Here is a 23920-nt window from a genome sequence, read left to right on the forward strand (position 1 = left end):
AGGACACACGCCCGCACCCGGAGGAGCCCCCATGCCGACCACGCTCGTCGTCACCGCCACGTCCTGGACCACCCCCGTCGTGCGGCGCGTGCACTTCCGCTCCGACGACCTGTCGGCATTCGCGGGCAGTCGGTTCACGGACCGCTACGTCAAGCTCGTCTTCCCCCGCCCCGGCGTGGTGCTGCCCGAAGGGGTCGACGTCCGCGCCATGCGGGGCGTGGTGCCCCCGGAGGACATGCCGATCGTCCGCACCTACACGGCGCTGTCTCCGGATGCCGAGGCCGGAACGCTCGCGATCGACTTCGTCGTCCACGGCGACGAGGGCACCGCCGGGCCCTGGGCCGCGCGCGCGGAGCCCGGCGACACGCTCGTCGTGAACGGACCCGGAGGTGCGTACGCGCCCTCGCCCGAGGCGGACTGGCACCTGCTCGTCGGCGATGAATCGGCCCTGCCGGCGATCACCGCCGCGCTCGAGGCGCTTCCCGGCGATGCGGTGGCCCGCGTCATCCTCCAGCTCGAGGAGCCCGGGCACGAGCCCGAGCTGCCGCTCCCCGCCGATGCGGAGGTCGTCCACCTGTACCGGACGGCGCCCGCGACGGATGCCGATCCCCTGCTCGCCGCCGTCCAGGCGCTGCGCTGGCCGGACGGCCGCGTCCACGCGTTCGTGCACGGCGAAGCGGCGGAGGTCATGCACGGCATCCGTCCGTACCTGTATGAAGAACGCGGGCTGACCCGAGGCCAGGTCTCGATCTCGGGATACTGGCGCCGCGGGCGGACCGAGGAAGGCTTCCGCGAGTGGAAGCAGCAGCTCGCCGCCGCGGAGGCGCCGAGCGCCTGAACCCGCAACCTCCGGCGACGCCGCGCGTCAGGTGAACCCGCGCGTCAGGCGAAGCCGCGCGTCAGCTGCGGGGGCGTGGCCGAGAGATCGGCATCCAGGTCCCGCGCCGCGCGCAGGGCGAAATGCGGGTTCCGGAGCATCTCACGACCCGAGAGGACGACATCCGCCTGTCCGGTGACGAGGACCTGTTCGGCCTGCGCCGCGCTGTCGATCATCCCGACCGCGGCCGTCGGCACTCCCGTCTCCGCTCGGATGCGGGCGGCGAAGGGCACCTGATATCCGGGACCGACGGGGATGCGCGCGTCGGCGACGTTGCCGCCGCTGGAGATGTCGACGAGGTCGGCGCCGTGCGCGGCGACGAGGCGCACGGCTTCCACCGTCTCGTCGATCGTCCAGCCGCCGTCGGTCCAGTCGGTCGCCGAGAACCGGACGACGAGGATGAGGTCGTCCCCGATCGCCGCGCGGACCGCGTCGACGACCTCCAGCAGGAGGCGCACGCGATTGTCGAACGAGCCGCCGTAGGCATCGGTGCGCTGGTTCGACAGCGGCGAGAGGAACTCGTGCAGAAGGTATCCGTGCGCGGCGTGGACCTCGACGAGGTCGAACCCGGCATCCTTGGCGCGGGTGGCCGCCGCGGCGAAGTCTTCGACGACCGCACGGATGCCGCTCTCGTCCAGCGCGCGAGGTTGGGCGAGCCCGGGGAAGGCGATCGCGCTGGGGGCCACGGTCTCCCATCCGCCGTCCGCGAGGGCGACCGAGCCGCGGGTGTCGTCCCACGCCCGGTGCGTCGAGGCCTTGCGGCCCGCGTGGGCGAGCTGGACGCCGGCGGACGCGCCGCACGCGTGCAGGGCGGCGACGATGCGGGCGAAAGCGTCGCGCTGCGCGTCGTTCCACAGGCCGAGGTCCTGCGGGCTGATCCGCCCCTCGGGGCTGACGGCCGTGGCCTCGGTCAGCACCGCGCCCGCCCCGCCGTGGGCGAAGGAACCGAGGTGGACCAGGTGCCAGTCCGTCGGCATCCCGTCGCGATCCTCTGCCGAGTACTGGCACATCGGCGCGACCCACAGGCGGTTGCGGACCGTGCGGCCACGCAGCGTGAGGGGGGTGAACAGGTGACGGTTCCGCATGGCGCTCCTCCGGCGGCCCGTTCGGGGTCGGGCACCCGCTCGATCGTAATCGCCGCGGATGCCGGTCAGGCCGTCGAGGGCGGAGGTGGTGTCGAGGAGACCCGGGGCTGCGGATCGGCGGATGCGTCGGCTGCCGTCGAGGGGGCCGCCGTCGCCGCCGAGGGGGCGTCGGGTGCGGGGGTGGGCGCCGTCGCTCCGTCGCGGAGCTCGGACTTCAGGATCCGCGCGGACTGCCCGGCACTCTTCGCGAGGGCCGGGAGCTTCCCGGCACCGAACAGCAGCAGGATCACGACGAGGATGAGGACGGCGTGCCACCCGGTGAGGTTGTTCAGCATGTGTGTCTTCCCGGACTCGGGCGCGGCCCGCCCGGGCCACCGCCGGAGGTGAGACCCACCGGCATCCCGAATCGCGCACGCGCGCAGAGGAAGCGTACGCCCGCGCCGCCCCGCCGCCGCCCTCCCGCGGCTTTGCGTTTGCCGCGAACCCGCCCTCCCCGGGCCGAACTCCTCCGATCCGGGCCCGCAACGCCCGAAACCCGGGCCCGGGGCCCATCCCCGCCCGAAACGGAGGAGTTCGGTACGCGCCCCGCCGCCACCCGCCCCCGAAACCCGGCGCACCGGGCACCACACCCCGGACCGGCCCGGACCGGCCCTCCCCGGGCCGAACTCCTCCGACCCGGGCCCGCAACGCCCCGAAACCCAGCCCCCGGGCCCGTCCCCGCCCGAAACGGAGGAGTTCGGCACGCGCGCGGCGCGGGGTCAGTCCTCGAGGGCGACGTCGACCTGGAGGTCGTCGGCGAGGCGCTCGATGCGGGCGGCGACGTCGGCGACGTCGACCCCGGCCGGGACGCGCGCGACAATTGTCGCCTCGAACAGCCGCCCGCCGGCCATGGCGGCGTCGCGGGTCTCGGTCGCCATGCGCTCGATGCTGACGCCCTGCGCCCCGAGCGCGGAGGAGATCTCGTGCACGATTCCGGTGCGGTCGTTCCCCAGCACGGTGAGGGAGATCCGCCGCCCCGTCTCGTCCCGCCCCGAGGAGACGTCCCCCGCGTGCACCGCGACGGACAGCAGCCCTTCGAGCACGGACAACGCCTCGCGCAGCTCGTCCGCCCGCGTCGCGGGCACCGAGACCTCGATGATCCCGGCGAACGCCCCCGAGAGCTCGGCGAGCGCGCTGGTCTCCCAGTTGCCCCCGTGCGCACCCACGATCTCGGCGACGGTCGCCACGAGACCCGCCCGATCGTCGCCGACCACGGTGAGCACGAGGGTTGTCATACGATCAGCGTAGCCACGAGGGGGGTCCGGACACAGGCCGGCGGCAGCGGAGGGGAACCGCATGGAGAGCACCAGAACCGGAGCGCGCCGGCGCCGCGTCTCCGCCCGGGTCCGGCGCCGCCGGGCGCTGGTCGCCGCGATCGGCGCGGTCGTCCTGATCGGCGGCGTGACATGGGGCGTCATCGCCCTCACCTCCCCGCGCGCGGACGATCCGACCGTGGCCGCCGCGACCGTGGCCGCCACCTCCACCCCGGCACCGTCCCCCACCCCGACGCCGACCCCCCTCACCCCGGAGGAGGAGCTCCTCGCCACCACCGACGACCCGGCCGCCTGTGCGGTGTCGTTCGCGGGCGAGGAGATCGCGGCTGCACCGATGCTCCAGACCGCCGGCACCCTGTACGCCGCCCTCCCCATCCCCGATCGTGAGGGCTACGCGTTCGCCGGCTGGTACTCCACCGCGGAGGATGCCGCCTCCCGCGTCGTCCCCGCCCGCGTCAACGGATCCGAGCTCGTCGCGTGCGAGGACCGCCGCGTGACCCTCCACGGCGCGTGGATGACGACGGAGGAGAACGTCGCCGCGGCCACGCGCGTGCCGATCCTCATGTACCACCAGTTCACCGAGCGCCCCGAGGGCGAAGACCACTGGCTGCGCGGGAACTACGCCTACATCGGCGACTTCGACGCCCACATGAACCACATCGCCACGACCGGCTTCTACCTGCCGACGTGGGATGAGCTCTCGGCCTTCATCGACGGCCGCCTGTGGCTTCCCGAGCGGTCGGTCATCGTCACCGACGACGACGCCGACCAGACCTGGTTCGACCTGGCGGTGCCCGTCGTCGACCGCTACGGCGTCCTCGCCACATCGTTCATGGTGACCGCGTACCGGCAGGACCCCGCCCCGTCGCCGTACGTGCTCCGCCGCTCGCACACGCACGACATGCACCAGGCGGGCGACGACGGACAGGGGCGCATCGTGAACTGGGGGATCCCCGAGATCATCGCCGACATGCAGGCGTCCGCCGATGTCCTCGGCGTCAAGGAGGTCGTCGCGTACCCGTTCGGCCACTACAACGACACGGCCAAGGAGGCGCTCCGCCAGGGCGGCTGGGAGATGGCGCGCACGATCGAGCCCGGCACGGTCGGCATCGGCACCGACAAGCTCGCCCTCCCGGTGGTCCGCATCGACTACGGCATGGGGCTGGACTCGCTCGTCTCACTCATCGGCTGACCGCGCGGAACCCCCGCTGACCCCGACAACGCCCTCGAACGCGGTCAGAGCTCGCCGGGGCTCATCGCCTGCTCGTCGACCTGCTCGACGAAGCGGCGTGCACGCGAGGGCGCGGCATCCTTCCGCGGTGCGTAGACGACGAGCGAGTGGAAGACGAAGCGCACGATGAACGCGACGGCGAGGGTGATCGCGGTGGCGAGCACCGCCGAGATGTGCCAGGTCTCGACCATGAGCGCCATGATCGGGATCCGCACGAGCGCCTCGGCGTTGTTGAACCCGAAGGACTTCGCGAACCGCGACCACACACCGGATGCCGAGTGCTTCATGTCGTGGAAGACGAAGCGCTCCATCAGCAGGAAGTTGCCGATGATGGTCACCTCGGCGCCGACGACCGCGGCGATGACGTAATCGACGCCGAGCTGCGTCAGCGCCCACACGATCCCGAGATTCGCCACTGCGCCGATCCCGCCGATGACGGCGAAGAGCGACATCTTGCCGAACCGCAGCGCGGTGAGCTGCGCGAGGAAGTGCAGGCCCTGCCGGAACGACGCCTTGGACTCGCCCGCGTGTCGCCCCGCGAAGTCGAAGGGCACCTCCGCGATGCGCAGGGGCCGGCGGGCGAGGATCTCGAGGAGGATCTTGAAGCCGCGGGGCTTGAGGGTCTCGGCGTCCACCGCGCGGCGGTCGAGGATGAAGAACCCGGTCATCGGGTCGGTCACCTCGTGCAGCCGCACCGGGAACATCGCCTTGGTCACCGAGGTCGACACCTTCGACACGAGCACGCGCGTGCGGTCGGCGAGGCCCTTCGACGTGCCGCCGCCCGCGTACCGCGACGCGATCACGACGTCGACGTCGCCGGCGGCGAACCGGTCGCGCAGCTCGGGGATCTTCTCCGGCGGATGCTGCAGGTCGCCGTCGATGACGAGGCACGTGTCCCAGGTCGCGGCCGTCATCCCGGCGATGACGGCGCCGCCGAGCCCTCCGGTGGGCGCCTCGCGGTGGATCAGGCGTACCGGCAGAGCAGATGTCCGGGCGATCTCGGCGATGACGGCGGGGGTGTCGTCGGTGCTGTCGTCGACGAAGACGATCTCGGTGTCGGACGTGTCGACGACCGCCGTCACACGGCGGACGAGCTCCGCGATGTTCGGCGCCTCGTTGAACGTCGGGACGATGATCGAGAGCGGCATCGCCCCTATGTTCGCACGGCGCGAACCGCCCCCGACACCGCGCCGGTCGGGCGAGAATGGAGGGATGAGCCCGAAGACCATCACCATGTTCGGCGCGGATTGGTGCCGCGACTGCATCCGCACGAAGAAGCAGCTCGACGAGCTGGGTGTCGAGTACACCTACGTCGACCTCGTCGCCGATCCGGCATCCGCCGACGTCGCGCGCGACATCTCCGGCCGCACGAACATCCCCGTCGTGCTGTACCCGGACTCCTCGCACCACGTCGAGCCGTCGAACGCCGACGTCGAGGCCAAGCTGCGCGAGCTCTCCCTCATCTGAACGACGCCGGCTCCTGTGACGGATGCCGCGGCCGGTCGTAGTCTGGCCGGATGGGCGTCCAGGACAACACGCGGAGGATCGAGGAGACGGTCGTCACCGACTTCTCCGACCGGATGAGCTACGGCGGCTATCTCCGCCTGGAAGCCCTGCTTTCGGCGCAGGAGCCCCTCAGCGACCCGGAGCACCACGACGAGCTGCTGTTCATCATCCAGCACCAGACCACCGAGCTGTGGTTGAAGCTGGTGCTGCACGAGCTCGGCGAGGCGGCTCGCCTGCTCCGCGCCGACGACCTTCCCCCGGCGCTGAAGTGCATCGCCCGGGTGAAGCACATCCAGAAGACCCTCACCGAGCAGTGGTCGGTGCTGGCGACCCTCACCCCCGCGGAGTACGTGCAGTTCCGCGACGTGCTCGGCAACTCCAGCGGCTTCCAGTCGGCCCAGTACCGCGCGATCGAATTCACCCTCGGCAACAAGAACGCCGCGATGGTGCGGGTCTTCGACGCCGACCCCGCGGCCCGCGCGCTCGTGCAGGGTGCCCTGGAGGCTCCGAGCCTCTACGACGAGTTCCTCCGCATGCTCGCGCGCACCGGCTACGAGATTCCGGATGCCGTGCTCACGCGCGACGTGACCCGCGCGTGGACGTTCTCTAAGGAGCTCGTCCCCGTCTTCACCGCGATCTACGCCGACCCGTCGGCGCACTGGGCGGCGTACGAGACCTGCGAGGAGCTCGTGGACCTCGAGGACAACTTCCAGCTGTGGCGGTTCCGTCACCTCAAGACCGTCGAGCGCATCATCGGCTTCAAGACCGGCACCGGCGGCTCGAGCGGCGCCCCGTTCCTGCAGCGGGCATTGGAGCTCACGTTCTTCCCCGAGCTCTTCGCCGTCCGCACGTCGCTGTAGACGCGCGCCCACCCGCCGGAAACCCGGAACGGGCCGGACCTCGAGGTCCGACCCGCTCCGGGGGGGGTGTTTCCGAGCGTCAGCCGCGCACCTCCACGAGGGAGAAGTCGTCCTTCGCGGCGCTGCGGTTCAGCAGCAGCAGTCCGGTCTGGGTCGACTCCCCCGCGGCGGGGTTGGCGGTGACGTCGAGCTTCACGCGATCGCGAGGACCGACCTCGGTCGCGGTCGGGACGAGGTACTTCTCGCCTCCGACGGTGAACCGCTGTCCTTCGATGGAGTCGGTGACGGCTCCGGTGAAGTAGTTGTCGATCGCGAGCACCGTGTACGAGAACGTCTGTCCCGCCTCGAGCCCCAGCGCCGCCAGCGGCGCCGTGAGGATCTGGGTGGACGAGTCGAACCCGCCGTCGGTGTAGTAGAACGCCGACGCCGCGTTGGTCGCGAGGTCGAGCACGTAGACGACCGACTGCCCGGTGAGGCCGAACCCTCCGGCCTCGGCGTTGTAGATGACGTAGTCGTCCGTGCCGTCCTCGTCGACGTCGACGTACACGTCGAACTCGGCGGGGTAAGTCAGCACCGTCCGGCGGTCGTAGGTCGCCACGGCGAACTGGACGACGTCGTCGACGGTGCGCACTCCGGTCGCAGCGAGGTCGATCCGGGCCGCGTTGCTCCCCGGCGTGCCCGGGTCGCCCTCGGCCGGCTTCGGCTGACGCTCGCTCGTGCCGGTCAGGGCGAACAGCTCGACGCCGCCCGTGCCGACGCGCGAGTCGTTCTTGAGCGTGAGCTCCGCCTCGCCGCGCCGGTCGAGCTTGACGCTCTTGGGCGCGGTGACCTCGGCGGCCTTCCTCGGAAGCACCGTCCAGCCGACGTGCAGCTCCTCGTCGCCCGAGGTCGCGGTGATCCAGCCGTCGAACTCGGGGCCGTTGAGGGCCGAGCCGTCGCCGATCGCGCCGGCCGAGTCGAAGGGCCAGTCCTGCAGCCGCGAGCCGTCGATCGTGACGCGGACCGAGACCTTCTTGCTGTTGCCCGCCGCAACCGTGACGGTGCGGGGGCTGATCTGCAGGTCGACGGCACGGCTGGCCGCGTCGCTCTCGTCGCGGAACGCCGCTGCCATGTCGTAGCGCTTGCGCTCATCCGACGTGTTGGTCAGGGTCAGGTCGACCGTGAAGCGCTCCGACCGCGTGATCGACGGGATGCCGAGTCCGACGTTGCCGCCGGTGCCGGCCGTCGCCAGCACGCCGACCGCATCCGCCGCGGGGAGTGCGCGGACCTCGCCCGCGCCGACCCGGGAGATCGGGGTGGCGATGAAGCCGTCGGCGGTGGGTGTGCGGTTGGTGGAGTCCGCTCCGTTCAGCAGGCGCGCCTTGATCTCTGCCGGGGTGGCGTCCGGGTGCTTCTGCAGCACGAGGGCGGCGACACCCGAGACGACCGGGGCGGCTCCCGAGGTCCCGCCGAAGTTGGTCACCTCGGTGCCGGTCTGCGTCTCGGCCGACAGCCACGCGCCGGGGGCGCCGATGTCGGGCTTGGCGCGGAGGCCGGTGACGGTGAGACCGCGGCTGGAGGTTCCGACCATGGTGTTCGTCAGCGGGATCGCGGATGCCGGGTCGATCGTGATCGTGACCTCGCCGGCGCCGAGGGCGGCGACGAGGGCCTGACCGGCGGCCTGGCTGATGGTGAAGGTCGGGACGACGACCGGCTCGGCGCTGCCGAAGCTGAAGCTCGGCGGGTCGCCGGGGGCGTTGTTGAAGATGACCACGGCGACGGCTCCCGCGGCCTGGGCGAACACGGCCTTGTCGGAGACGTTGCAGACACCGCGCTGGATGAGCGCGATCGATCCCTCGGGGAAGCTCGCGAAGGCCTCGGGCGAGCAGCCGACGCCGCCCTCGTCCCCGGGTCGCGCCAGCGGCGCGGAGATGACGCCCTCCGGCACCGGCGACCAGGCCTGGTGCACGGCGTTGCTGATCGCGTCGCCGCTCGAGGGGTCGAGGACCCACTGCAGGTCATCGGGGAGCGCGGTCTGGGCGACGCTGATGACTCCGGGCGCCGACGAGGGCGAACCGACGATGAAGGGGCGGTCGGCGGAGTTGCCCGCCGACGCCACGACGACGATGCCGGCGCGGACGAGGTTGTCGGCGGCGAGGGACGAGTCGTCCTGGTCCTGCCCGTAGGAGGAGCCGAGCGAGAGGTTCACGATGTCGACGGCGTCGGAGATGTCACCGTCGCCGTTCGGGTCGAGCGACCAGTCGAGACCCTGGAGGATGGCGACGCCGTTGCAGGACGTCGACACCGCCGAGCAGACCTTGACGCCGTAGAGCTCGGCTCCGGGGGCGATGCCCTGGTGCGCGCCGTCGGCGGAGCGACCGGCGATGATGTCGGCGACGTGGGTGCCGTGTCCGCCCTCGGGGCCGCTGTCGATGGGGTTGCTGTCGGGGATCACGTCGCCGTTCGGCCACACGTCGCCGACGAAGTCGTAGCCGCCCTTGACCTTGGGGGCGTCGGGGCCGAAGAACTCCGCGCAGACGCCGGTGACATCGGCATCCGCTCCGGCGAAGCACTCCTCGACCACCTCGGGCGTGCCCGGGCCGCCGAGGTTACGGTGGGTGAAGTCGATGCCCGAGTCGAGGACCGCCACGCGCACACCCGCCCCGTCGATGCCGGCCTCGTGGAGGGGCCGCGCCTGGACGTAGTCGATGGCCTGCGAGAGGCTCCCCGACGCGGTGTCCTGCGGAAGCTCGTGCTTCTCATAGCGGTTGAGGGGGTTCACCGAGACGACGCCGTCGATCGCGGCGAGGGTCTCCAGCTGCGCGGCGTCGACCGAGACGACCACGACGTTGGCGGCGAGCTGGGTGCGCCCGATCTCGGAGGCGCCGAGGTTCGCGGCCTCGGCGAGGAAGCCGTCCTGCTGGGTGGCGACGACGTCGCGGGTCTCCTGCTGCACGGGCTCTGCCGGCACATCCCCCTCGGCGAGCGCGCCGTCGGCGACGACCTCGGCGATCGCGGGCTGATCCAGGCGGACCGTGACCTCGACCTGGCCGCTCGCGCGCTGCAGGCTGTCGGCGACGCCGCGGGGAAGCGGCGTCTCGAACGTGTCCGAGATCGATCCGTCCGGGACGGGCGCGGGCCCGCCCTCCACGGCCCACGCGGCGGGCATCGCGCCCAGGGCGAGGATCGGGACGGCGGTCGCGATGACCACCCCCGTGAAGAACCTGCGTCGTCTGTGACCCATGACACTCCTTTTTTCTGCGGAAAGCCATTTCCGCGGAAGGATTCGCCGCTTCCGTGTGCCGATCCGGCCTGATGCGTCGGCGGCGCCGCACCGGGTGGGCGCGGCGCGATAACCGTAGGCAGAGGGTCCGACAACCACAAAGGTTCCTGAGAGCTTTCTCATACACTGACGCGATGGCCCCCGCCGGCGCTCTCCTCCCGCCCTTCCTCGACCACCACGTGCACGGACACCTCGTCGACACGTCCGCTCTGGTCGCCGGCGGGATCGCGGGCTGGGTGGACCTCGGCGGCGACCCGGCGCACCTCGCCGCCGGGCGCGCGGCGATGCCCCACCCGGCCTACGCCGGCGCCTTCCTCACGGCGGTCGGCGGATATCCCACCGGGCGCGCGTGGGCACCCGGCCCGGTCGTGCGGCAGATGACGGATGCCGCGGACGCGGCCGACGCGGTCGCGGAACAGGCAGCGTCCGGCGCCTCGCTCATCAAGGTCGCCCTGAACGCCCGCGCAGGCCCGGTTCCGGACGACGAGATCCTCCGCGCCGTCGTGACCGCAGCCCGCACCGACGGGCTCCCGGTCGTCGCGCACGTGGAGGGCGAGGGGATGACGCGCCGCGCGCTCGATGCGGGCGTCGACGCCCTCGCGCACACCCCGTTCGACGATCACCTCGACGACGAGCTCCTCGCGCGCGCGGCCGCGCAGACCGTGTGGATCTCGACGCTCGCGATCCACGAGACCGGATCCCCGGCGGCGGCGACGGCGATCGCTCACCTCGCACGGTTCCATCGCGCCGGTGGCCGGGTCCTCTACGGCACCGACCTCGGCAACGGCGACCTGCCGCTCGGGGTGAACGCGACCGAGATCGAGCGCCTCCTCGGGGCCGGCATCCGCGGGGAGGCGCTCGTCCGCGCGCTCAGCGATCCGTGGCCGCTCCCCCACGCGCCCGCCGGAGTGGGTACGGTCGTTCCGGATGCCGTCACCGCCGGCATCCGCGAGACCGATGCCGCCGTCGCCGCCCGCTTCGCCCGGGCGCGCGTGGTGAGGATGTGAGGACCCCGTGACCAGGACCGCGACCCCGCCCGCGACCGCACCGGACGACCTGGACCGCCTGGCCGCGCGCCTGGACGCCGACGACCCGCTGGCGGGGTTCCGCGACCGGTTCGTCGGGAGCGAGACGTCGCTGGTGTACTTCGACGGCAACTCCCTCGGTCGCCCGACGCGCGCGACGCTCGAGCGGTGGGAGCGGTTCGGTCTCGAGGAATGGGGCGGACGCCTCATCCGCGGCTGGGACGATTCGTGGATGGAGCTGCCCTTCACGATCGGCGACGAGATCGGCCGCACCGCCATCGGCGCGGCATCCGGGCAGACGGTGATCGGCGACTCCACGACGGTGCTGCTGTACAAGCTGATCCGGGCCGCGTTCGACCACCAGCACGCGCTCGACCCGCGCCGCGTGGAGATCGTCGTCGACCGCGACAACTTCCCCACCGACCGCTACCTCGTCGAGGGGATCGCCGCCGAGCGGGGCGGACGCATCCGGTGGATCGACGTCGACACCGCCGCCGGCGTCGAGGCCGACCAGCTGCGCGCCGCGGTCGGTCCGGAGACGGCGGTCGTGGTGCTCTCGCACGTCGCCTACCGCTCCGGCCACCTCGCCGACGTCGAGACCCTCACGCGCCTGAGCCACGACGCCGGCGCGCTCGTGCTCTGGGATCTCTGCCACTCGGCGGGTTCCGTCCCGGTGGAGTGCGACGCGTGGCGGGTCGACATCGCGGTCGGCTGCACCTACAAGTACCTCAACGGCGGTCCGGGATCGCCCGCGTTCGCCTACGTCGCCCACCGGCACCAGGCGGCACTGGCGCAGCCGATCCAGGGGTGGATGGGCGCGGCCGACGTCTTCGCGATGGGCCCCCGCTACCGCCCGGCCGACGGCATGCGCCGGTTCCTGTCGGGCACCCCGCCGATCGTGGGGATGCTGGCGATGCAGGACACCCTCGCGATGATCGCCGAGGCGGGGATCGACGAGATCCGCGCGAAGTCCATCGCGCTGACGGAGTTCGCGGTCGAGGCGACCGAGGAGCTCCTCGCGCCCCTCGGCGTCGGGATCGCCTCGCCGCGCTCCTCCGCGCACCGCGGCGGCCACGTGACGCTCTCGCACCCCCGCATGCGCGAGGTCACCCGCCGCCTGTGGGAGCGCGATGTCATCCCGGACTACCGCGACCCCGGCGGACTCCGGATCGGGCTCTCGCCCCTGTCGACGAGCTTCACCGAGACCCTCGACGGCATGCGCGAGATCGCGCGGGCGGTCGGCGAGGTCGGCTGAGCGCGGCATCCGGTCCCCTCCCTCCTGAGACGACGTCTCACCGCGCGGGTACACTGACGGCACGCACGAAGGAGCGCGTCTTGCCGCAGGCCTCCCACCTCGCCGCCCCGTCCGCAACGGCTGCGGGGTCCGGACTCACCGACACCGAGCGGGCCGCCGTCGATGCCGCCCTCGACGGCCTCCGGCACGGGGCCTGCACCTGGCGTCATCTGACGCTCACCCAGCGCGCGCGGCTGTTCGACCGGCTGCACGACACGATCGCCGCGGGAGCCGAGGAGTGGGCGGATGCCGCGTCCCGGGCGAAGGGCCTGGACCCGGGGCATCCGTCCCGCGGCGAGGAGTGGCTCTCGGGTCCGTACGCCGCGCTCGTGGCGACGGCCGCGTACGCCCGGACGCTGCGGACGCTCGCCCGCGGCGCCTCCCCCCTCGACGACGTCGCGCTCACGGTCGCACCGGGCGGGCGCATCCGGGCGCATGTGTTCCCGGGCGATCTCTCGGATCGGCTCGTGCTGTCGGGGTACACCGGCGAGGTGTGGTTCACGCCGGGCACGACCGCGGCCGACGCCCGCCGGCGGGCAGGCCTCGCCCAACGCGACCCGCAGGCGCCCGGCGGCGTGGGACTCGTCCTCGGCGCGGGCAACATCACCTCGATCCCCGTGCAGGACGTCTTCACCGAGCTCCTCGCGCACAACCGCGTCGTGCTGCTGAAGCTCAATCCCCTGCAGGATGCCCTCCTCCCGATCCTCCGCCAGGTCCTCGCGCCGCTGATCGCCGGCGGGTACCTGCGGATCGTCCGCGGCGGCGGCGCGGTCGGCGCCCACCTGACCGCCCACTCCGGCATCGACCACGTGCACATCACGGGAGCGGCCGAGACCTTCGACGCGATCGTCTGGGGTCCTCCCTCGGGCGCGGCCACCCGGCGACGGCGCGAGGGGCGCCCGAAGCTGAAGGTCCCCATCTCCGCCGAGCTGGGCGGGGTCTCGCCGATCATCGTCGTCCCCGGCCAGTGGAGCGCCGCCGACCTCCGCTTCCACGCCGAGCACATCGCGACGATGCGCCTGCACAACGCCGGCCACAACTGCATCGCGGGCCAGCTGGTGATCCTCAGCGCCGACTGGCCGCAGCGGAACGCGTTCCTGACCGAACTCCGCCGTGCCCTCGCCACCGCCCCCGCGCGACCGGTCTGGTACCCGAGCGGCGCCACGAGCGTGGCCGCGGCCGCGGCATCCTTCCCGCACGCCCTCCGCGTCGGGGGCGAGCGCCTGCTCGTCGAGCTCCGGCCGGACGACGACGCGACGCCGATGGAGCAGACGGAGTACTTCGCCCCGGTCCTCGGCGTGCAGACCCTCACCGGAGACGGGCAGGAGTTCCTCGACCGCGCGGTCGCCTACGCGAACGACCGTCTCGCCGGGTCGCTCGGGGCGAACCTCCTGATCGATCCCGAGACGGAGCGGGCGCTGGGGAGCGGGTTCGAGGAGGCCGTCGCCGCGCTCCGCTACGGCGCGATCGCGATCAACACGTGGACCGGGTTCGTCTTCCTCACCCCGACGCTCACGTGGAACGCGTTCCCCGGCGGCACGCTCGCCGACATCGGCAGCGGCACCGGGGTCGTGCACAACGCCCTCCTCCTCGACGACGTCGAGCGCTCGATCGGACGGGCCCCGTTCCGGCCGTTTCCGCGGTCGCTGCCCGCCCTCCTCCCCGGCCGGGCGGGCATCTTCTCCGTCCTGCCGAAGCCGCCGTGGTTCGTCGGCGCGCGCACCGGGGCATCCGTCAGCGCCGGCTTCACCCGGTTCCGGGCGCGCGGAGGGCTCCGCTCGATCCGCGCCGTCGGCGGACTCGTGCCGACGTTCCTCCGGACGCTGCGCGCATGAGCGACACGGGCCGGGGCGACTTCGTCGCCGATGTGGTCGTCGTCGGCGCGGGCTCTGCCGGTGCGGCCCTCGCCGCGCGCCTCACCGAGGATCCGCGGCGCACGGTGCTCCTCCTCGAGGCCGGCCCCGTCGACCGGGCGCCGGAACTGCACGTGCCCGCCGCGTTCTCTCGCCTGTTCCGCGGCCCCTACGACTGGTCGTACGACACCACGCCGCAGGAGCACCTCGCCGGACGCCGCGTGTAGTGGCCGCGGGGCCGCACGCTCGGCGGCTCATCGTCGCTCAACGCGATGATGTGGGTGCGCGGGTTCGCCGCCGACTACGACGAGTGGGCGGATGCCGCGGGCCCCGCGTGGTCGTGGGAACGCCTGGCGCCCCTCTTCGGTCGCGTGGAGCGGACCGACGATCCGGCGGACCCGACGCAGGGCGCCGAGGGACCGCAGCACATCGAGCACCAGCGCGACCCCCGACCGCAGACGGCGGCGTTCCTCGCCGCCGCGGTCGAAGCGGGGCATCCGGTGACGCCGGCGAACCTCCCCGCAGGCCAAGGGTTCAGCCGGACGATGGTCACCCAGCACCGCGGCGCCCGGGCCTCGACCGCCGACACGTACCTCCGCCCCGCGCGCGGCCGTCCGAACCTCCGCATCGTGACCGACGCGCTCGTGACGCGCGTGCTGTTCGACGACGGCGACACCGGCGGCGGTCCCCGCGCGACGGGCGTGTACGTCCGGATCGACGGCGTCACCCGTCACGTGACCGCACGCGACGAGGTCGTGCTCGCCGGCGGCGCGATCAACACGCCGCAGTTGCTGCTCCTGAGCGGCATCGGTCCCGCCGACGCGCTCGCCGGGCTCGGCATCCGTTCCGTGGTGGACGCCCCGGAGGTCGGACGCAACCTCCAGGACCACCTCGTCGCGGGGCTCGCGCCGGCCGCGCACGGCGGGACGCTGCACACCGCCACCCGCGCACGGCACCTCGCGCCGTACCTCGCGCGGCGGAGCGGGATGCTGACCTCGAACGTCGCCGAGGCGTACGGGTTCGTCCGGACCCCCGTCGCCGACGACGCCGGGATGGCCGCGGACCTGCCCGACATCGAGATCATCTTCGCGCCCGTCCCCTACGTCGGCGAGGGGCTCGTGCCGACACCCGGGGAGGGGCTGACGGTCGGAGCGATCCTGCTGCGCCCGCGGAGTCGCGGAGAGATCCGACTCGCCTCGACCGACCCGACCGCGGCGCCGGTCATCGACCCGCGGTATCTCAGCGATCCCGACGGCGTCGACGAGCGCACGATGCTCGCGGGTCTCGCCGAGTGCGAGCGCCTGCTGCGGATGCCGTCCCTCCGCGCCGTCACGACCGGCGGATGGATCCAGCCCGACGGCGGCGAGGCGATGACCGCGGCTGAGCGCGCCGAAGCGTCGCTCCGCCACCATTCGCACACGCTCTACCACCCGGTGGGCACGGCGCGGATGGGGACGGATGCGGCATCCGTCGTGGATCCCGAGCTCCGGGTGCGCGGCGTGCAGGGGCTGCGCGTCGCCGACGCCTCGGTGATGCCCGTCGTCATCCGCGGCCACACCCACGCTCCGAGCATCGTCATCGGCGAGCGCGCCGCGGACCTCCTCGCGTCGACCACCCGCTGAACGCGGACTGCGCCGGGAGGCACCGCCGAAACGGTGTCTCCCGGCGCAGGATGCGTGGGTCGGGGAAAGCGCGGGTGCCCGGCTCAGCGCCCGGTGCGACGGCCCCGGCCGTTGTCGCGGACGACGGAGCCGACCATGAGCTTCCCGCCCTGCGCGCCGCCACCGGAGGCCCGGCGTCCGGTCGAGCGGGGGTTGCCGGCGGGCGCCGCGGACCGCTCGGCGGGAGCGTGCGCGGTGCGCGTGGCCCCCGAGGTCTGCGCGCGGTCAGGGCCGCCGGCGCCCTGGGGGCGACGGCGACCGCGGGAAGCCCCACCGGATGCCGCACCGGCACCGGACTCCCCGCGCGCCGCGCGCTTGCGCTGCGCGTTCGCGCCCTGGCTGCGCCCGCCACCCTGGGGGGCGGCGACGACCGGCTCGGGCTTGACGTACGCGGCGACCTCGCCGACGAGCTCGGCGACGACGGCATCCGTCGCGGTGACCTGCACCGGGGCGACGCTGATCTCGGCCTTGCGCAGGAGCTGGGTGACGTCGCGACGCTGCTCGGGCAGGACGACGGTCACGACCGCGCCCTCGGCGCCGGCGCGGGCGGTGCGGCCCGAACGGTGCAGGTACGCCTTGTGCTCGGTGGGCGGGTCGACGTGGACGACGAGTTCGACGTCATCGACGTGCACGCCGCGGGCGGCGACGTCGGTGGCCACGAGCACGCGGGCGGCACCCGACGAGAACGCGGCGAGGTTGCGGTCGCGCGCCGGCTGCGACAGGTTTCCGTGCAGGTCGACCGCCGGGATGCCCTGCGAGGTGAGCTGCTTCGCGAGCTTCTTCGCGTGGTGCTTCGTGCGGGAAAAGAGGATGCGGCGACCCGTGCCGGAGGCGAGGGTCTTCACGAGGTCCTTCTTCGCGTCGGCGTCGGCGACGGTGAAGACGTGGTGCGTCATCGCCGCGACCGGGGAGTGCGCCTCGTCGACCGAGTGCAGCACCTGGTTGCGGAGGAACCGCGCGACGAGCTTGTCGACGCCGTTGTCCAGCGTCGCGCTGAACAGCAGGCGCTGTCCCTGCGCGGGGGTGGCGGCGAGGATGCGGGTGACGACCGGCAGGAAGCCGAGGTCGGCCATGTGGTCGGCCTCGTCGATGACGGTGATCTCCACGGCGTCCAGGTGCGCGTAGCCCTGGCGCATGAGGTCCTCGAGGCGACCGGGGCAGGCGACGACGATGTCGACGCCGGCGGCGAGGGCCTGCACCTGACGGTTCTGGTTCACACCGCCGAAGATCGTCGTGGTCACCAGGCCCGTGGCCGCGGCGAGCGGGGCCAGGACGGCGTCGATCTGGGTGGCGAGCTCGCGCGTGGGGGCGAGGACGAGGCCCAGGGGGCGGCGTCCGCGACGCGCGGGGCCGGTGCGGCGCTCGGCGATGCGGGCGACGAGGGGCAGCGAGAAGGCGAGGGTCTTGCCCGAGCCCGTCTTGCCGCGGCCGAGGACGTCGCGGCCGGCGAGGGTGTCGGGAAGGGTGTCGGCCTGGATCGGGAAGGCCGTGCTCTTGCCGTCCGCCGCGAGGGCGTCGACGAGGGGCTGGGGCACGCCGAGCGCGCCGAAAGTCATTTCGGTCATGGGGGATGTCTCCGGCGCGCACAGGCGCCTGGGGTCGGTGGCCGGGATCGGATTTCGATTCCGGGTCGCCGCGTGAATGTCATCGGCCGACGGCATCCGTTACGGGAGAGCGGATGCGGGCGAGAGAAGCGTTCTAACGACGCAAGAAGCGCGAGAAACGCGCTGCAAGGTCTCCGACACTACCAGCACACGGCTGAACGTCGGCGGCGAGCGCCTCCGGGAGGGCGCCGATCAGTGGTGGAAGACCTCGGTGTGCAGCGACGGCATGGGGGCCTGGAGGGCGTCGAGGTAGGCGACCTCGGTGCGGATGTCGGCGAGGAGCTTGTCGGCCATGTCGTGGCTGAGATCGCGGCGGACCACGATCCGCTGGACGATGATGTGCTCGAGGTTCGCGGGCAGCGGGTAGGCCGGGACCTGCCACCCGCGCATGCGGAGGCGGTCGCTGAGGTCGTACAGCGTCCAGTTGTCGGTGTAGTCCGCCTTCATCGTCCACGCGAACACGGGGATATCGGTGCCGCGGCTGATCAGCTCGAACGGCGCCATCGCGCCGATGCCGTCCGACAGGTGCACCGCGACATCCTGGGATCCCTGCTGGATCTCGGTGTAACCGGCGTAGCCGAGCCGCAGGAACATGTAGTACTGCAGGAGGACCTGCGCGCCGGGGCGCGAGAAGTTGAGGGCGAAGGTGGGCATGTCGCCGCCGAGGTACGACACCCGCAGGACGAGATCCTCGGGGAGCCACTGCGCCTCACGCCACACCACCCAGCCGACGCCCGGGTAGACGCCGCCGTACTTGTGGCCCGAGGTGGAGATCGAGTGCACGCGCTCGAGGCGGAAGTCCCACTCGAGGTCGGGCTGGAGGAACGGCGCGACCATCGCACCGGAGGCCCCGTCGACGTGGAGCGGGATGTCGAGCCCGGTGTCGCGCTGTATCTGATCGAGCACCGCGGCGATCTGCTTCACCGGCTCGTACGCCCCGGTGTAGGTGACCCCGAGGATTGCGACGACGCCGATGGTGTTCTCGTCGACGTAATCCGCGAGTCCGGTCCCATCGAAGACCGGGTGCTCCTCGCTGATCGGGACGAGGCGCATCTCGACGTCCCAGTAGTTGCAGAACTTCTCCCACACCACCTGCACCGCGCTCGACATGACGAGGTTCGGCTTCTCGGTGGACTTCCCCGCCGCGCGCCGGGCGTGCTGCCACCGACGCTTGAAGGCGAGGCCGCCGAGCATGCACGCCTCGCTCGAGCCGATCGTGGAGGTGCCGATCGCGTCGTCGGCGGACGGGGCGTTCCACAGGTCCGCGAGGATCCGCCAGCACTTGTCCTCGACCGCCGCGGTCGAGGGGTACTCGTCCTTGTCGATCATGTTCTTGTCGTACGACTCGGCGTAGAGCTTGTTGGCGTAGTCGTCCATCCACGTGCCGACGAAGGTCGCCAGGTTCAGCCGCGCGTTGCCGTCGAGGAGGGCCTCGTCGTGCACGAGCTGGTAGGCCGTCTGCGGCAGCAGGGGCTCCGCGCCGAGCCGATTGTGGCCGATGGCACTGGACCCGGTCTGCCGGTCGAAAAGGGGCGTGAGTTCGCTGTCCATGGGTGACCTCCGAGGCCCACTCTGGCGTGCCGGGCCGCGAAAGACCAACCCAGCGCCCGACCTCACCCCTCCGAGGTGACCGCTTCCTGCGCGAACCGGTCGGTCGCGGCCCGCAGTGCCGCGGCGATGCCGGGTTCGGATGCCGCGTGCCCGGCATCCGGAACCACGACGAAGTCGGCCTCGGGCCACGCCCGGTGCAGGTCCCACGCGGTCATCATCGGGGTGCAGACGTCGTAGCGTCCCTGCACGATGACGGCCGGGATATCACGGAGGGCCCGGGCGTTCTCGATGAGCTGTCCCTCCCGGAACCAGCCCTCGTGCACGAAGTAATGATTCTCGATCCGCGCGAAGGCGACCGCGGCGTCCGGGTCCGTCATCGCCGCGACCAGTTCCGGGTCGGGCCGCAGGGTCAGGGTCGACGCCTCCCACCGGGTCCAGGCGAGGCCTGCGGGGCGGTGGACCGCGGGGTCGGGGTCGAACAGCCGCCGGTGGTACGCCTCGATCATGCGCGAGCGCTCCAGCACCGGGATCGGCGCGATGAAGTCCGCCCAGAGGTCGGGGAAGACCGCCCCGGCGCCGCCCTCGTAGAACCATTCGAGCTCGTGGCGGCGGAGCGTGAAGATCCCGCGGAGCACGATCTCGGTGACGGCCTCGGGATGCGTCTGCGCGTAGGCGAGCGCGAGGGCGCTGCCCCACGATCCGCCGAAGACCTGCCACCGGTCGATGCCGAGGTTCCGGCGCAGCAGGTCGATGTCGGCCACGAGGTGCCACGTGGTGTTGTGGCGGAGGTCGGCATCCGGCGCGCTCGCGTGCGGCGTCGACCGCCCGCAGCCGCGCTGGTCGAGGAGGATGATGCGATACCGCTCGGGGTCGAAGAAGCGGCGGTGCCAGGGCGAAGTCCCCCCGCCGGGGCCGCCGTGGAGGAACACCACGGGCTTGCCGTCGGGGTTCCCGCTCTGCTCGTAGAAGACGCGGTTGCCGTCGCCGACAAGCAGCTCTCCGGTGTCGTACGGCTCGATCGGCGGATACAGGATGCCGTCGAGATGGGCCGTCACAGCTGACTCCCGTCCACCGCGAAGGTGTCGCACGCCGCGGGGCCCTCGCGGTAGCCGGTCTGGAACCAGCCCTGCCGCTGTTCGCTGGAGCCGTGGGTCCAGGTCTCCGGGGAGACGCGTCCGGTCGAGACCTCCTGGATGTGGTCGTCGCCGACGGTCGCCGCGGCGTTCAGGGCGTCTTGGATCTGCGCCTCGGTCGGCGCCTGGAGGAACGGCGTGCCGTTCTCGTCGACCTGCTCGCTCATCGCACCGACCCACGCACCGGCGAGGCAGTCGGCCTGGAGTTCGAGACGGACGCCGTTGCTGTCCGGACCGCTGTCGCCGGGCGGGTATTGCTCGAAGACACCGGTGATGTACTGCACGTGGTGGGCGTACTCGTGCGCGAGGACGTAGAGCTGCGCGAGAGGGCCGCCGGTGGCGTCGAAGCGTTCGCGCAGGAGCGAGAAGAACGTCGGGTCGATGTAGACGGTCTCGTCCGCGGGACAGTAGAAGGGGCCGGTCTGGTTCGACGCGGTGCCGCACGGCGTCGACGTCGACCCGTCGACGATGATCGGGGTCGGCGGGCGGTAGCCGCGGAGCTCGCCCTCCCAGTACTGATCGACGGCGAGGGTCGCCGCGGCGAGCCGGCAGTCGTCGCGGGCATTGGCGTCGGCGCCCGTGTCGCACTCGGCGATCTCGCTCTCGCCGGCCGAGCTCTGTCCCGTGTCGGTGGGGAGGAATCCGGAGAAGTCGCCGCCGGTGAAGAGGTTGAGCAGGAGCACGGCGATCACTCCGAGACCGGCCACGCCGCCGCCCGCGATCGCGACGCCCCGTCCCCGCCGTTTGGCGGAATGACCGCCCACGCGGGCGTTGTCGTTGAACGTCATGGGTTGACGGTACAGCCCCCCGGGTCCGCGCACGCGGACCCACCCGTGCGCACCCGGGTGAGTAGGCTCGCACCATGGTGCGCGATGCGACGACGATCACCCTCACCGGCGCCGGAGGGCAGATCGGCTACGCCCTGCTGTTCCGCATCGCCGCGGGTGAGATGCTCGGCACCGACCGCCGGGTGCGTCTGCGCCTGCTCGAGATCCCTCAGGGCCTCCGCGCGGCCGAGGGTGCGGCGCTCGAGTTGCAGGACGGCGCCTTCCCGCTCCTTCAGGACGTCGAGGTCACCGACGACGCGCGGGTCGGTTTCGACGGCGCCGACATCGCCCTCCTCGTCGGTGCCCGCCCCCGCGGACCGGGCATGGAGCGCGCCGACCTCCTCGCTGCGAACGCCGGCATCTTCGGGCCGCAGGGTCGAGCGATCGCCGAGGCCGCCGCCCCCGGCATCCGTGCGGTGGTGGTCGGGAACCCCGCCAACACCAACGCCCTCCTCGCCGCCGCGGCGGCCTCGCCGGATATCCCGGCCGAGCGCTTCTCCGCGCTCACGCGACTCGACCACAACCGCGCGGTGGCGCAGATCGCCGCCGTCCTCGAGGTCTCCCCCGCCGCGGTCGACGGACTGGTCGTCTGGGGGAATCACTCCGCGACCCAGTTCCCGGACGTCGCCCACGCGCGCGTGCGGATGCCGGACGGCGAGCGCCCGGTCCTCGACGCCCTCGCCGAGCGATTCGGCGGCGGGGACGCGGCGCAGACGTGGCTGGATGAGACCTTCCTCCCGCGCGTCGCCCGCCGGGGCGCGGAGATCATCGAGGTCCGCGGCTCGTCGTCCGTGGCCTCCGCGGCGCACGCCGTGATCCAGCACGTCCGCGATGAGCAGCTCGGCACCGACGGCCGCCGGACCTCGGCGGCGATCGTCTCGCGCGGCGAGTACGGCATCCCGGAAGGCCTGGTCTGCTCGATGCCGGTCGCGTCTCCCGGTGTATCCGGGTCGGACGGCGGCTATCGCGCGGTGGAGGGTCTCGCCCTCGACGACCGCGGACGATCACTGCTGCAGACCTCTGTCGACGAGCTGGCCGCCGAGCGCGCCGCGGTCCGCGACCTCGGGGGGCGGTAGATGGGGCCCACCGAGATCGTCCTGGCGGCGATCCTCGGCGTCCTCGTCATCACCCTCGCCACGGCCCTCGCGCCCCGGCTCGGCATCGCGGGCCCCCTTGCGCTCGTGATCATCGGGATCGGAGTGAGCCTCCTCCCGTTCGTCCCGCCGATCGAGGTCGACCCGGAGCTGATCCTCGTCGGCGTCCTCCCACCCCTGCTCTATTCGGCGGCGGTGTCGATGCCCGCGATCGAGTTCCGTCGGGATTTCCGGCCCATCGCCGGCCTCTCGGTCCTGCTCGTGGTCGTCAGCGCCGTGGTCCTCGCCCTGTTCTTCCAGGCCGTGATCCCGAGTCTGGACTTCTTCCTGGCCCTCGCCCTCGGGGCGATCCTCAGCCCCACGGATGCCGTGGCGACCTCGATCGTGAAGCGCCTGGGCATCTCGCGCCGCGTCGTGACGCTCCTCGAGGGCGAGAGTCTCCTCAACGACGCGACGTCCCTCGTGCTCCTGCGCACGGCGGTGGCGGCCGCGGCTATCGGGGCGAGCGCCACGGCGACGACGGAGGCTCCGGACTTCGTCGGATCCTTCCTGTGGGGCGTCCTCGTCGCCCTCGTCGTCGGGGCGATCATCGGATGGCTGAATCTGCGGCTGCGGGGAGCCGTGTCGCACTCGGCCGCGGGCACGGCCATCGGGTTCGTCGTCCCGTTCGCCGCCTACCTCCCGACGGAGGAGCTGGGGGGTTCGGGTCTCGTCGCCGCGGTCGTCGCCGGCATCGTCACCGGGCAGGGATCGGCACGATGGTTCACCCCGGAGCAGCGCCTGTCGAACGAGCTGAACTGGCGGACGATCGAGCTCGTGCTCGAGGGCGCGGTGTTCCTCCTCATGGGGCTGGAGCTGAAGGAGATCCTGCTCGACCTCCGCGAGTCGCCGCAGGGCATCGGCCAGGGGGTCGGCCTCGCCGCGGTCGCGCTCGTGATCATCCTCGCCGTCCGGAGCGTCTACGTCGCGTTCCTCCTCTGGCTCCAGGGCCGGCGCGCGCGTCGCCGCGGTCGACGCCGCGAACGCCTCGACGATGCCCAGCAGCGCCTGGACGCCGCCGCCGAGCGACCACCACGGCTCAGCCGCACCAACCCCGAGGTCCGGCAGTCCCGGATCGCGGCGGCCCGCGCGCGCGTGTCGCGCATGATGGCGGACCTGGACTACTACCAGGCGACGCCCCTCGGCTGGAAGCACGGCACGGTCATCGTGTGGGCGGGGATGCGCGGCGTCGTCACGCTCGCCGCCGCCCAGACCCTTCCCCGCGATAGCCCCGACCGCGCGCTGCTCGTCTTCGTCGCCTTCGCCGTGGCGGTCGGAAGCCTCATGCTGCAGGGCTTCACCCTCCGGGCGCTGGTGCGGATGCTGCGGCTGGATGATTCCGCCCAGGATGCGATCACACGCGAGGAGCAGACCCGGATCGACGACGCGCTGCGTCGGGCCGCCGCATCCGCTCTCGAGGAGCCGGGACTGCGCCGCCGCGACGGTTCTCCGTTCCCGGAGCACCTCGTCGAACGCGTCGGTCGCCGCCTCACCGAACCGCCGGACGACGACACCACCACCCTCGCCCGCGATCTGCTCGAGCTTCGGATGGCGCTGATCGACGCGATGCGCGCGCGACTGGAGGAGCTGTCGCACGGCGGCGAGTACAGCACCGCCGCGCTCCGCCACGCCCTCGCAGAACTCGACGCCGACGAGCTCAGCCTGCAGCTGCGGCTCGACGGCGAATGAGACCCGCGCCGAGGTG

Annotated in this window: 20 protein-coding genes and 1 pseudogene; 12 read left to right on the forward strand and 9 right to left on the reverse strand. The window is 72.4% G+C overall.

The window, feature by feature from the left end:
- Positions 1-31: 31 nt before the first annotated feature.
- Positions 32-838 carry a siderophore-interacting protein gene (locus tag AB0O93_RS12980; protein WP_363343984.1) on the forward strand — a complete coding sequence of 269 codons (807 nt, stop codon included), beginning with the start codon at positions 32-34 and terminating at the stop codon, positions 836-838.
- A 44-nt stretch (positions 839-882) separates the two neighbouring features.
- On the opposite strand, the gene AB0O93_RS12985 is transcribed toward AB0O93_RS12980, so the two are convergent.
- The 3 genes from AB0O93_RS12985 to AB0O93_RS12995 all read right to left on the reverse strand — a co-directional run bounded on the left by AB0O93_RS12985 (position 883) and on the right by AB0O93_RS12995 (position 3236).
- A complete protein-coding gene (locus tag AB0O93_RS12985) occupies positions 883-1962 on the reverse strand; it encodes an NADH:flavin oxidoreductase/NADH oxidase (protein WP_363343986.1) in 1080 nt (359 codons plus the stop codon).
- A 65-nt stretch (positions 1963-2027) separates the two neighbouring features.
- On the reverse strand, positions 2028-2297 hold the full coding sequence (gene tatA, locus AB0O93_RS12990; protein ID WP_363343988.1) for a twin-arginine translocase TatA/TatE family subunit: 270 nt from the start codon (positions 2295-2297) through the stop codon (positions 2028-2030).
- A 423-nt stretch (positions 2298-2720) separates the two neighbouring features.
- Entirely contained in the window at positions 2721-3236 is a 516-nt protein-coding gene (locus AB0O93_RS12995; protein WP_363343990.1) for an ACT domain-containing protein, read from the reverse strand.
- Positions 3237-3297: 61 nt separating this feature from the next.
- On the opposite strand from AB0O93_RS12995, the gene AB0O93_RS13000 reads away from it, so the two are divergent.
- Positions 3298-4467, forward strand: a complete 1170-nt coding sequence (locus AB0O93_RS13000) for a xylanase (RefSeq protein WP_363343992.1) — start codon at positions 3298-3300, stop codon at positions 4465-4467.
- Positions 4468-4511: 44 nt separating this feature from the next.
- Here the strand turns inward: AB0O93_RS13000 and AB0O93_RS13005 are convergent, their stop codons facing one another.
- Positions 4512-5654 (reverse strand): glycosyltransferase family 2 protein, encoded by a 1143-nt coding sequence (locus tag AB0O93_RS13005; protein ID WP_363343994.1) that lies wholly within the window; start codon positions 5652-5654, stop codon positions 4512-4514.
- 64 nt (positions 5655-5718) lie between these two features.
- Here AB0O93_RS13005 and AB0O93_RS13010 point away from each other — a divergent pair, with 64 nt between their 5' ends.
- Both AB0O93_RS13010 and kynA read left to right on the forward strand, forming a co-directional pair.
- Positions 5719-5973 carry a glutaredoxin domain-containing protein gene (locus AB0O93_RS13010; RefSeq protein ID WP_363343996.1) on the forward strand — a complete coding sequence of 85 codons (255 nt, stop codon included), beginning with the start codon at positions 5719-5721 and terminating at the stop codon, positions 5971-5973.
- A gap of 50 nt (positions 5974-6023) precedes the next feature.
- Positions 6024-6872: a tryptophan 2,3-dioxygenase gene (gene kynA / locus AB0O93_RS13015; RefSeq protein WP_363343998.1), complete on the forward strand. Its 849-nt coding sequence runs from the start codon at positions 6024-6026 to the stop codon at positions 6870-6872.
- Positions 6873-6951: 79 nt separating this feature from the next.
- On the opposite strand, the gene AB0O93_RS13020 is transcribed toward kynA, so the two are convergent.
- Positions 6952-10095, reverse strand: a complete 3144-nt coding sequence (locus tag AB0O93_RS13020) for a S8 family serine peptidase (RefSeq protein WP_363344000.1) — start codon at positions 10093-10095, stop codon at positions 6952-6954.
- Between the two features lie 173 nt (positions 10096-10268).
- Between AB0O93_RS13020 and AB0O93_RS13025 the strand changes: the two genes are divergently transcribed.
- From AB0O93_RS13025 to AB0O93_RS13050, 6 genes and pseudogenes are all read left to right on the forward strand, one after another.
- Positions 10269-11141, forward strand: coding sequence for an amidohydrolase family protein (locus tag AB0O93_RS13025; RefSeq protein ID WP_363344002.1), 873 nt, complete (start codon positions 10269-10271; stop codon positions 11139-11141).
- Positions 11142-11148: 7 nt separating this feature from the next.
- On the forward strand, positions 11149-12414 hold the full coding sequence (locus tag AB0O93_RS13030; protein ID WP_363344004.1) for an aminotransferase class V-fold PLP-dependent enzyme: 1266 nt from the start codon (positions 11149-11151) through the stop codon (positions 12412-12414).
- Between the two features lie 80 nt (positions 12415-12494).
- Complete coding sequence (locus AB0O93_RS13035; RefSeq protein WP_363344006.1) at positions 12495-14288, forward strand: aldehyde dehydrogenase family protein; 1794 nt, start codon at positions 12495-12497, stop codon at positions 14286-14288.
- Positions 14285-14533, forward strand: coding sequence for a lycopene cyclase family protein (locus AB0O93_RS13040; RefSeq protein WP_363344008.1), 249 nt, complete (start codon positions 14285-14287; stop codon positions 14531-14533). The genes AB0O93_RS13035 and AB0O93_RS13040 overlap by 4 nt, the downstream gene beginning before the upstream one ends.
- A gap of 12 nt (positions 14534-14545) precedes the next feature.
- Positions 14546-15190 (forward strand): annotated as a pseudogene (locus AB0O93_RS13045) (GMC family oxidoreductase N-terminal domain-containing protein); the annotation flags it as partial.
- A 168-nt stretch (positions 15191-15358) separates the two neighbouring features.
- Positions 15359-15928: a GMC oxidoreductase gene (locus AB0O93_RS13050; RefSeq protein ID WP_363344223.1), complete on the forward strand. Its 570-nt coding sequence runs from the start codon at positions 15359-15361 to the stop codon at positions 15926-15928.
- Positions 15929-16011: 83 nt separating this feature from the next.
- On the opposite strand, the gene AB0O93_RS13055 is transcribed toward AB0O93_RS13050, so the two are convergent.
- The 4 genes from AB0O93_RS13055 to AB0O93_RS13070 form a co-directional block, all read right to left on the reverse strand.
- Positions 16012-17532: a DEAD/DEAH box helicase gene (locus AB0O93_RS13055; RefSeq protein WP_363344010.1), complete on the reverse strand. Its 1521-nt coding sequence runs from the start codon at positions 17530-17532 to the stop codon at positions 16012-16014.
- Positions 17533-17763: 231 nt separating this feature from the next.
- Positions 17764-19122: a glutamate decarboxylase gene (locus AB0O93_RS13060; protein WP_363344012.1), complete on the reverse strand. Its 1359-nt coding sequence runs from the start codon at positions 19120-19122 to the stop codon at positions 17764-17766.
- A 62-nt stretch (positions 19123-19184) separates the two neighbouring features.
- The gene (pip, locus tag AB0O93_RS13065) at positions 19185-20177 is read right to left on the reverse strand and encodes a prolyl aminopeptidase (protein ID WP_363344014.1); all 993 of its coding nucleotides are present in this window, start codon (positions 20175-20177) and stop codon (positions 19185-19187) included.
- On the reverse strand, positions 20174-21043 hold the full coding sequence (locus tag AB0O93_RS13070) for a neutral zinc metallopeptidase (protein ID WP_363344016.1): 870 nt from the start codon (positions 21041-21043) through the stop codon (positions 20174-20176). Before AB0O93_RS13070 ends, pip begins: the two co-directional genes overlap by 4 nt.
- 74 nt (positions 21044-21117) lie before the next feature.
- Between AB0O93_RS13070 and AB0O93_RS13075 the strand changes: the two genes are divergently transcribed.
- Entirely contained in the window at positions 21118-22158 is a 1041-nt protein-coding gene (locus tag AB0O93_RS13075) for a malate dehydrogenase (protein WP_363344018.1), read from the forward strand.
- Positions 22159-23904, forward strand: a complete 1746-nt coding sequence (locus AB0O93_RS13080) for a sodium:proton antiporter (RefSeq protein WP_363344020.1) — start codon at positions 22159-22161, stop codon at positions 23902-23904.
- The last annotated feature ends 16 nt before the right edge of the window (positions 23905-23920 follow it).

The organism is Microbacterium sp. NPDC077184 (assembly GCF_040687055.1).
In the GTDB taxonomy this organism is placed as follows: domain Bacteria; phylum Actinomycetota; class Actinomycetes; order Actinomycetales; family Microbacteriaceae; genus Microbacterium.

Coding starts and splice junctions, on each gene's coding strand:
- AB0O93_RS12980 (WP_363343984.1), top strand. CDS start 32: ATGCCGACCACGCTCGTCGTCACCGCCACGTCCTGGACCACCCCCGTC.
- AB0O93_RS12985 (WP_363343986.1), bottom strand. CDS start 1,962: ATGCGGAACCGTCACCTGTTCACCCCCCTCACGCTGCGTGGCCGCACG.
- tatA (WP_363343988.1), bottom strand. CDS start 2,297: ATGCTGAACAACCTCACCGGGTGGCACGCCGTCCTCATCCTCGTCGTG.
- AB0O93_RS12995 (WP_363343990.1), bottom strand. CDS start 3,236: ATGACAACCCTCGTGCTCACCGTGGTCGGCGACGATCGGGCGGGTCTC.
- AB0O93_RS13000 (WP_363343992.1), top strand. CDS start 3,298: ATGGAGAGCACCAGAACCGGAGCGCGCCGGCGCCGCGTCTCCGCCCGG.
- AB0O93_RS13005 (WP_363343994.1), bottom strand. CDS start 5,654: ATGCCGCTCTCGATCATCGTCCCGACGTTCAACGAGGCGCCGAACATC.
- AB0O93_RS13010 (WP_363343996.1), top strand. CDS start 5,719: ATGAGCCCGAAGACCATCACCATGTTCGGCGCGGATTGGTGCCGCGAC.
- kynA (WP_363343998.1), top strand. CDS start 6,024: ATGGGCGTCCAGGACAACACGCGGAGGATCGAGGAGACGGTCGTCACC.
- AB0O93_RS13020 (WP_363344000.1), bottom strand. CDS start 10,095: ATGGGTCACAGACGACGCAGGTTCTTCACGGGGGTGGTCATCGCGACC.
- AB0O93_RS13025 (WP_363344002.1), top strand. CDS start 10,269: ATGGCCCCCGCCGGCGCTCTCCTCCCGCCCTTCCTCGACCACCACGTG.
- AB0O93_RS13040 (WP_363344008.1), top strand. CDS start 14,285: ATGAGCGACACGGGCCGGGGCGACTTCGTCGCCGATGTGGTCGTCGTC.
- AB0O93_RS13050 (WP_363344223.1), top strand. CDS start 15,359: ATGGCCGCGGACCTGCCCGACATCGAGATCATCTTCGCGCCCGTCCCC.
- AB0O93_RS13055 (WP_363344010.1), bottom strand. CDS start 17,532: ATGACCGAAATGACTTTCGGCGCGCTCGGCGTGCCCCAGCCCCTCGTC.
- AB0O93_RS13060 (WP_363344012.1), bottom strand. CDS start 19,122: ATGGACAGCGAACTCACGCCCCTTTTCGACCGGCAGACCGGGTCCAGT.
- AB0O93_RS13070 (WP_363344016.1), bottom strand. CDS start 21,043: ATGACGTTCAACGACAACGCCCGCGTGGGCGGTCATTCCGCCAAACGG.
- AB0O93_RS13075 (WP_363344018.1), top strand. CDS start 21,118: ATGGTGCGCGATGCGACGACGATCACCCTCACCGGCGCCGGAGGGCAG.
- AB0O93_RS13080 (WP_363344020.1), top strand. CDS start 22,159: ATGGGGCCCACCGAGATCGTCCTGGCGGCGATCCTCGGCGTCCTCGTC.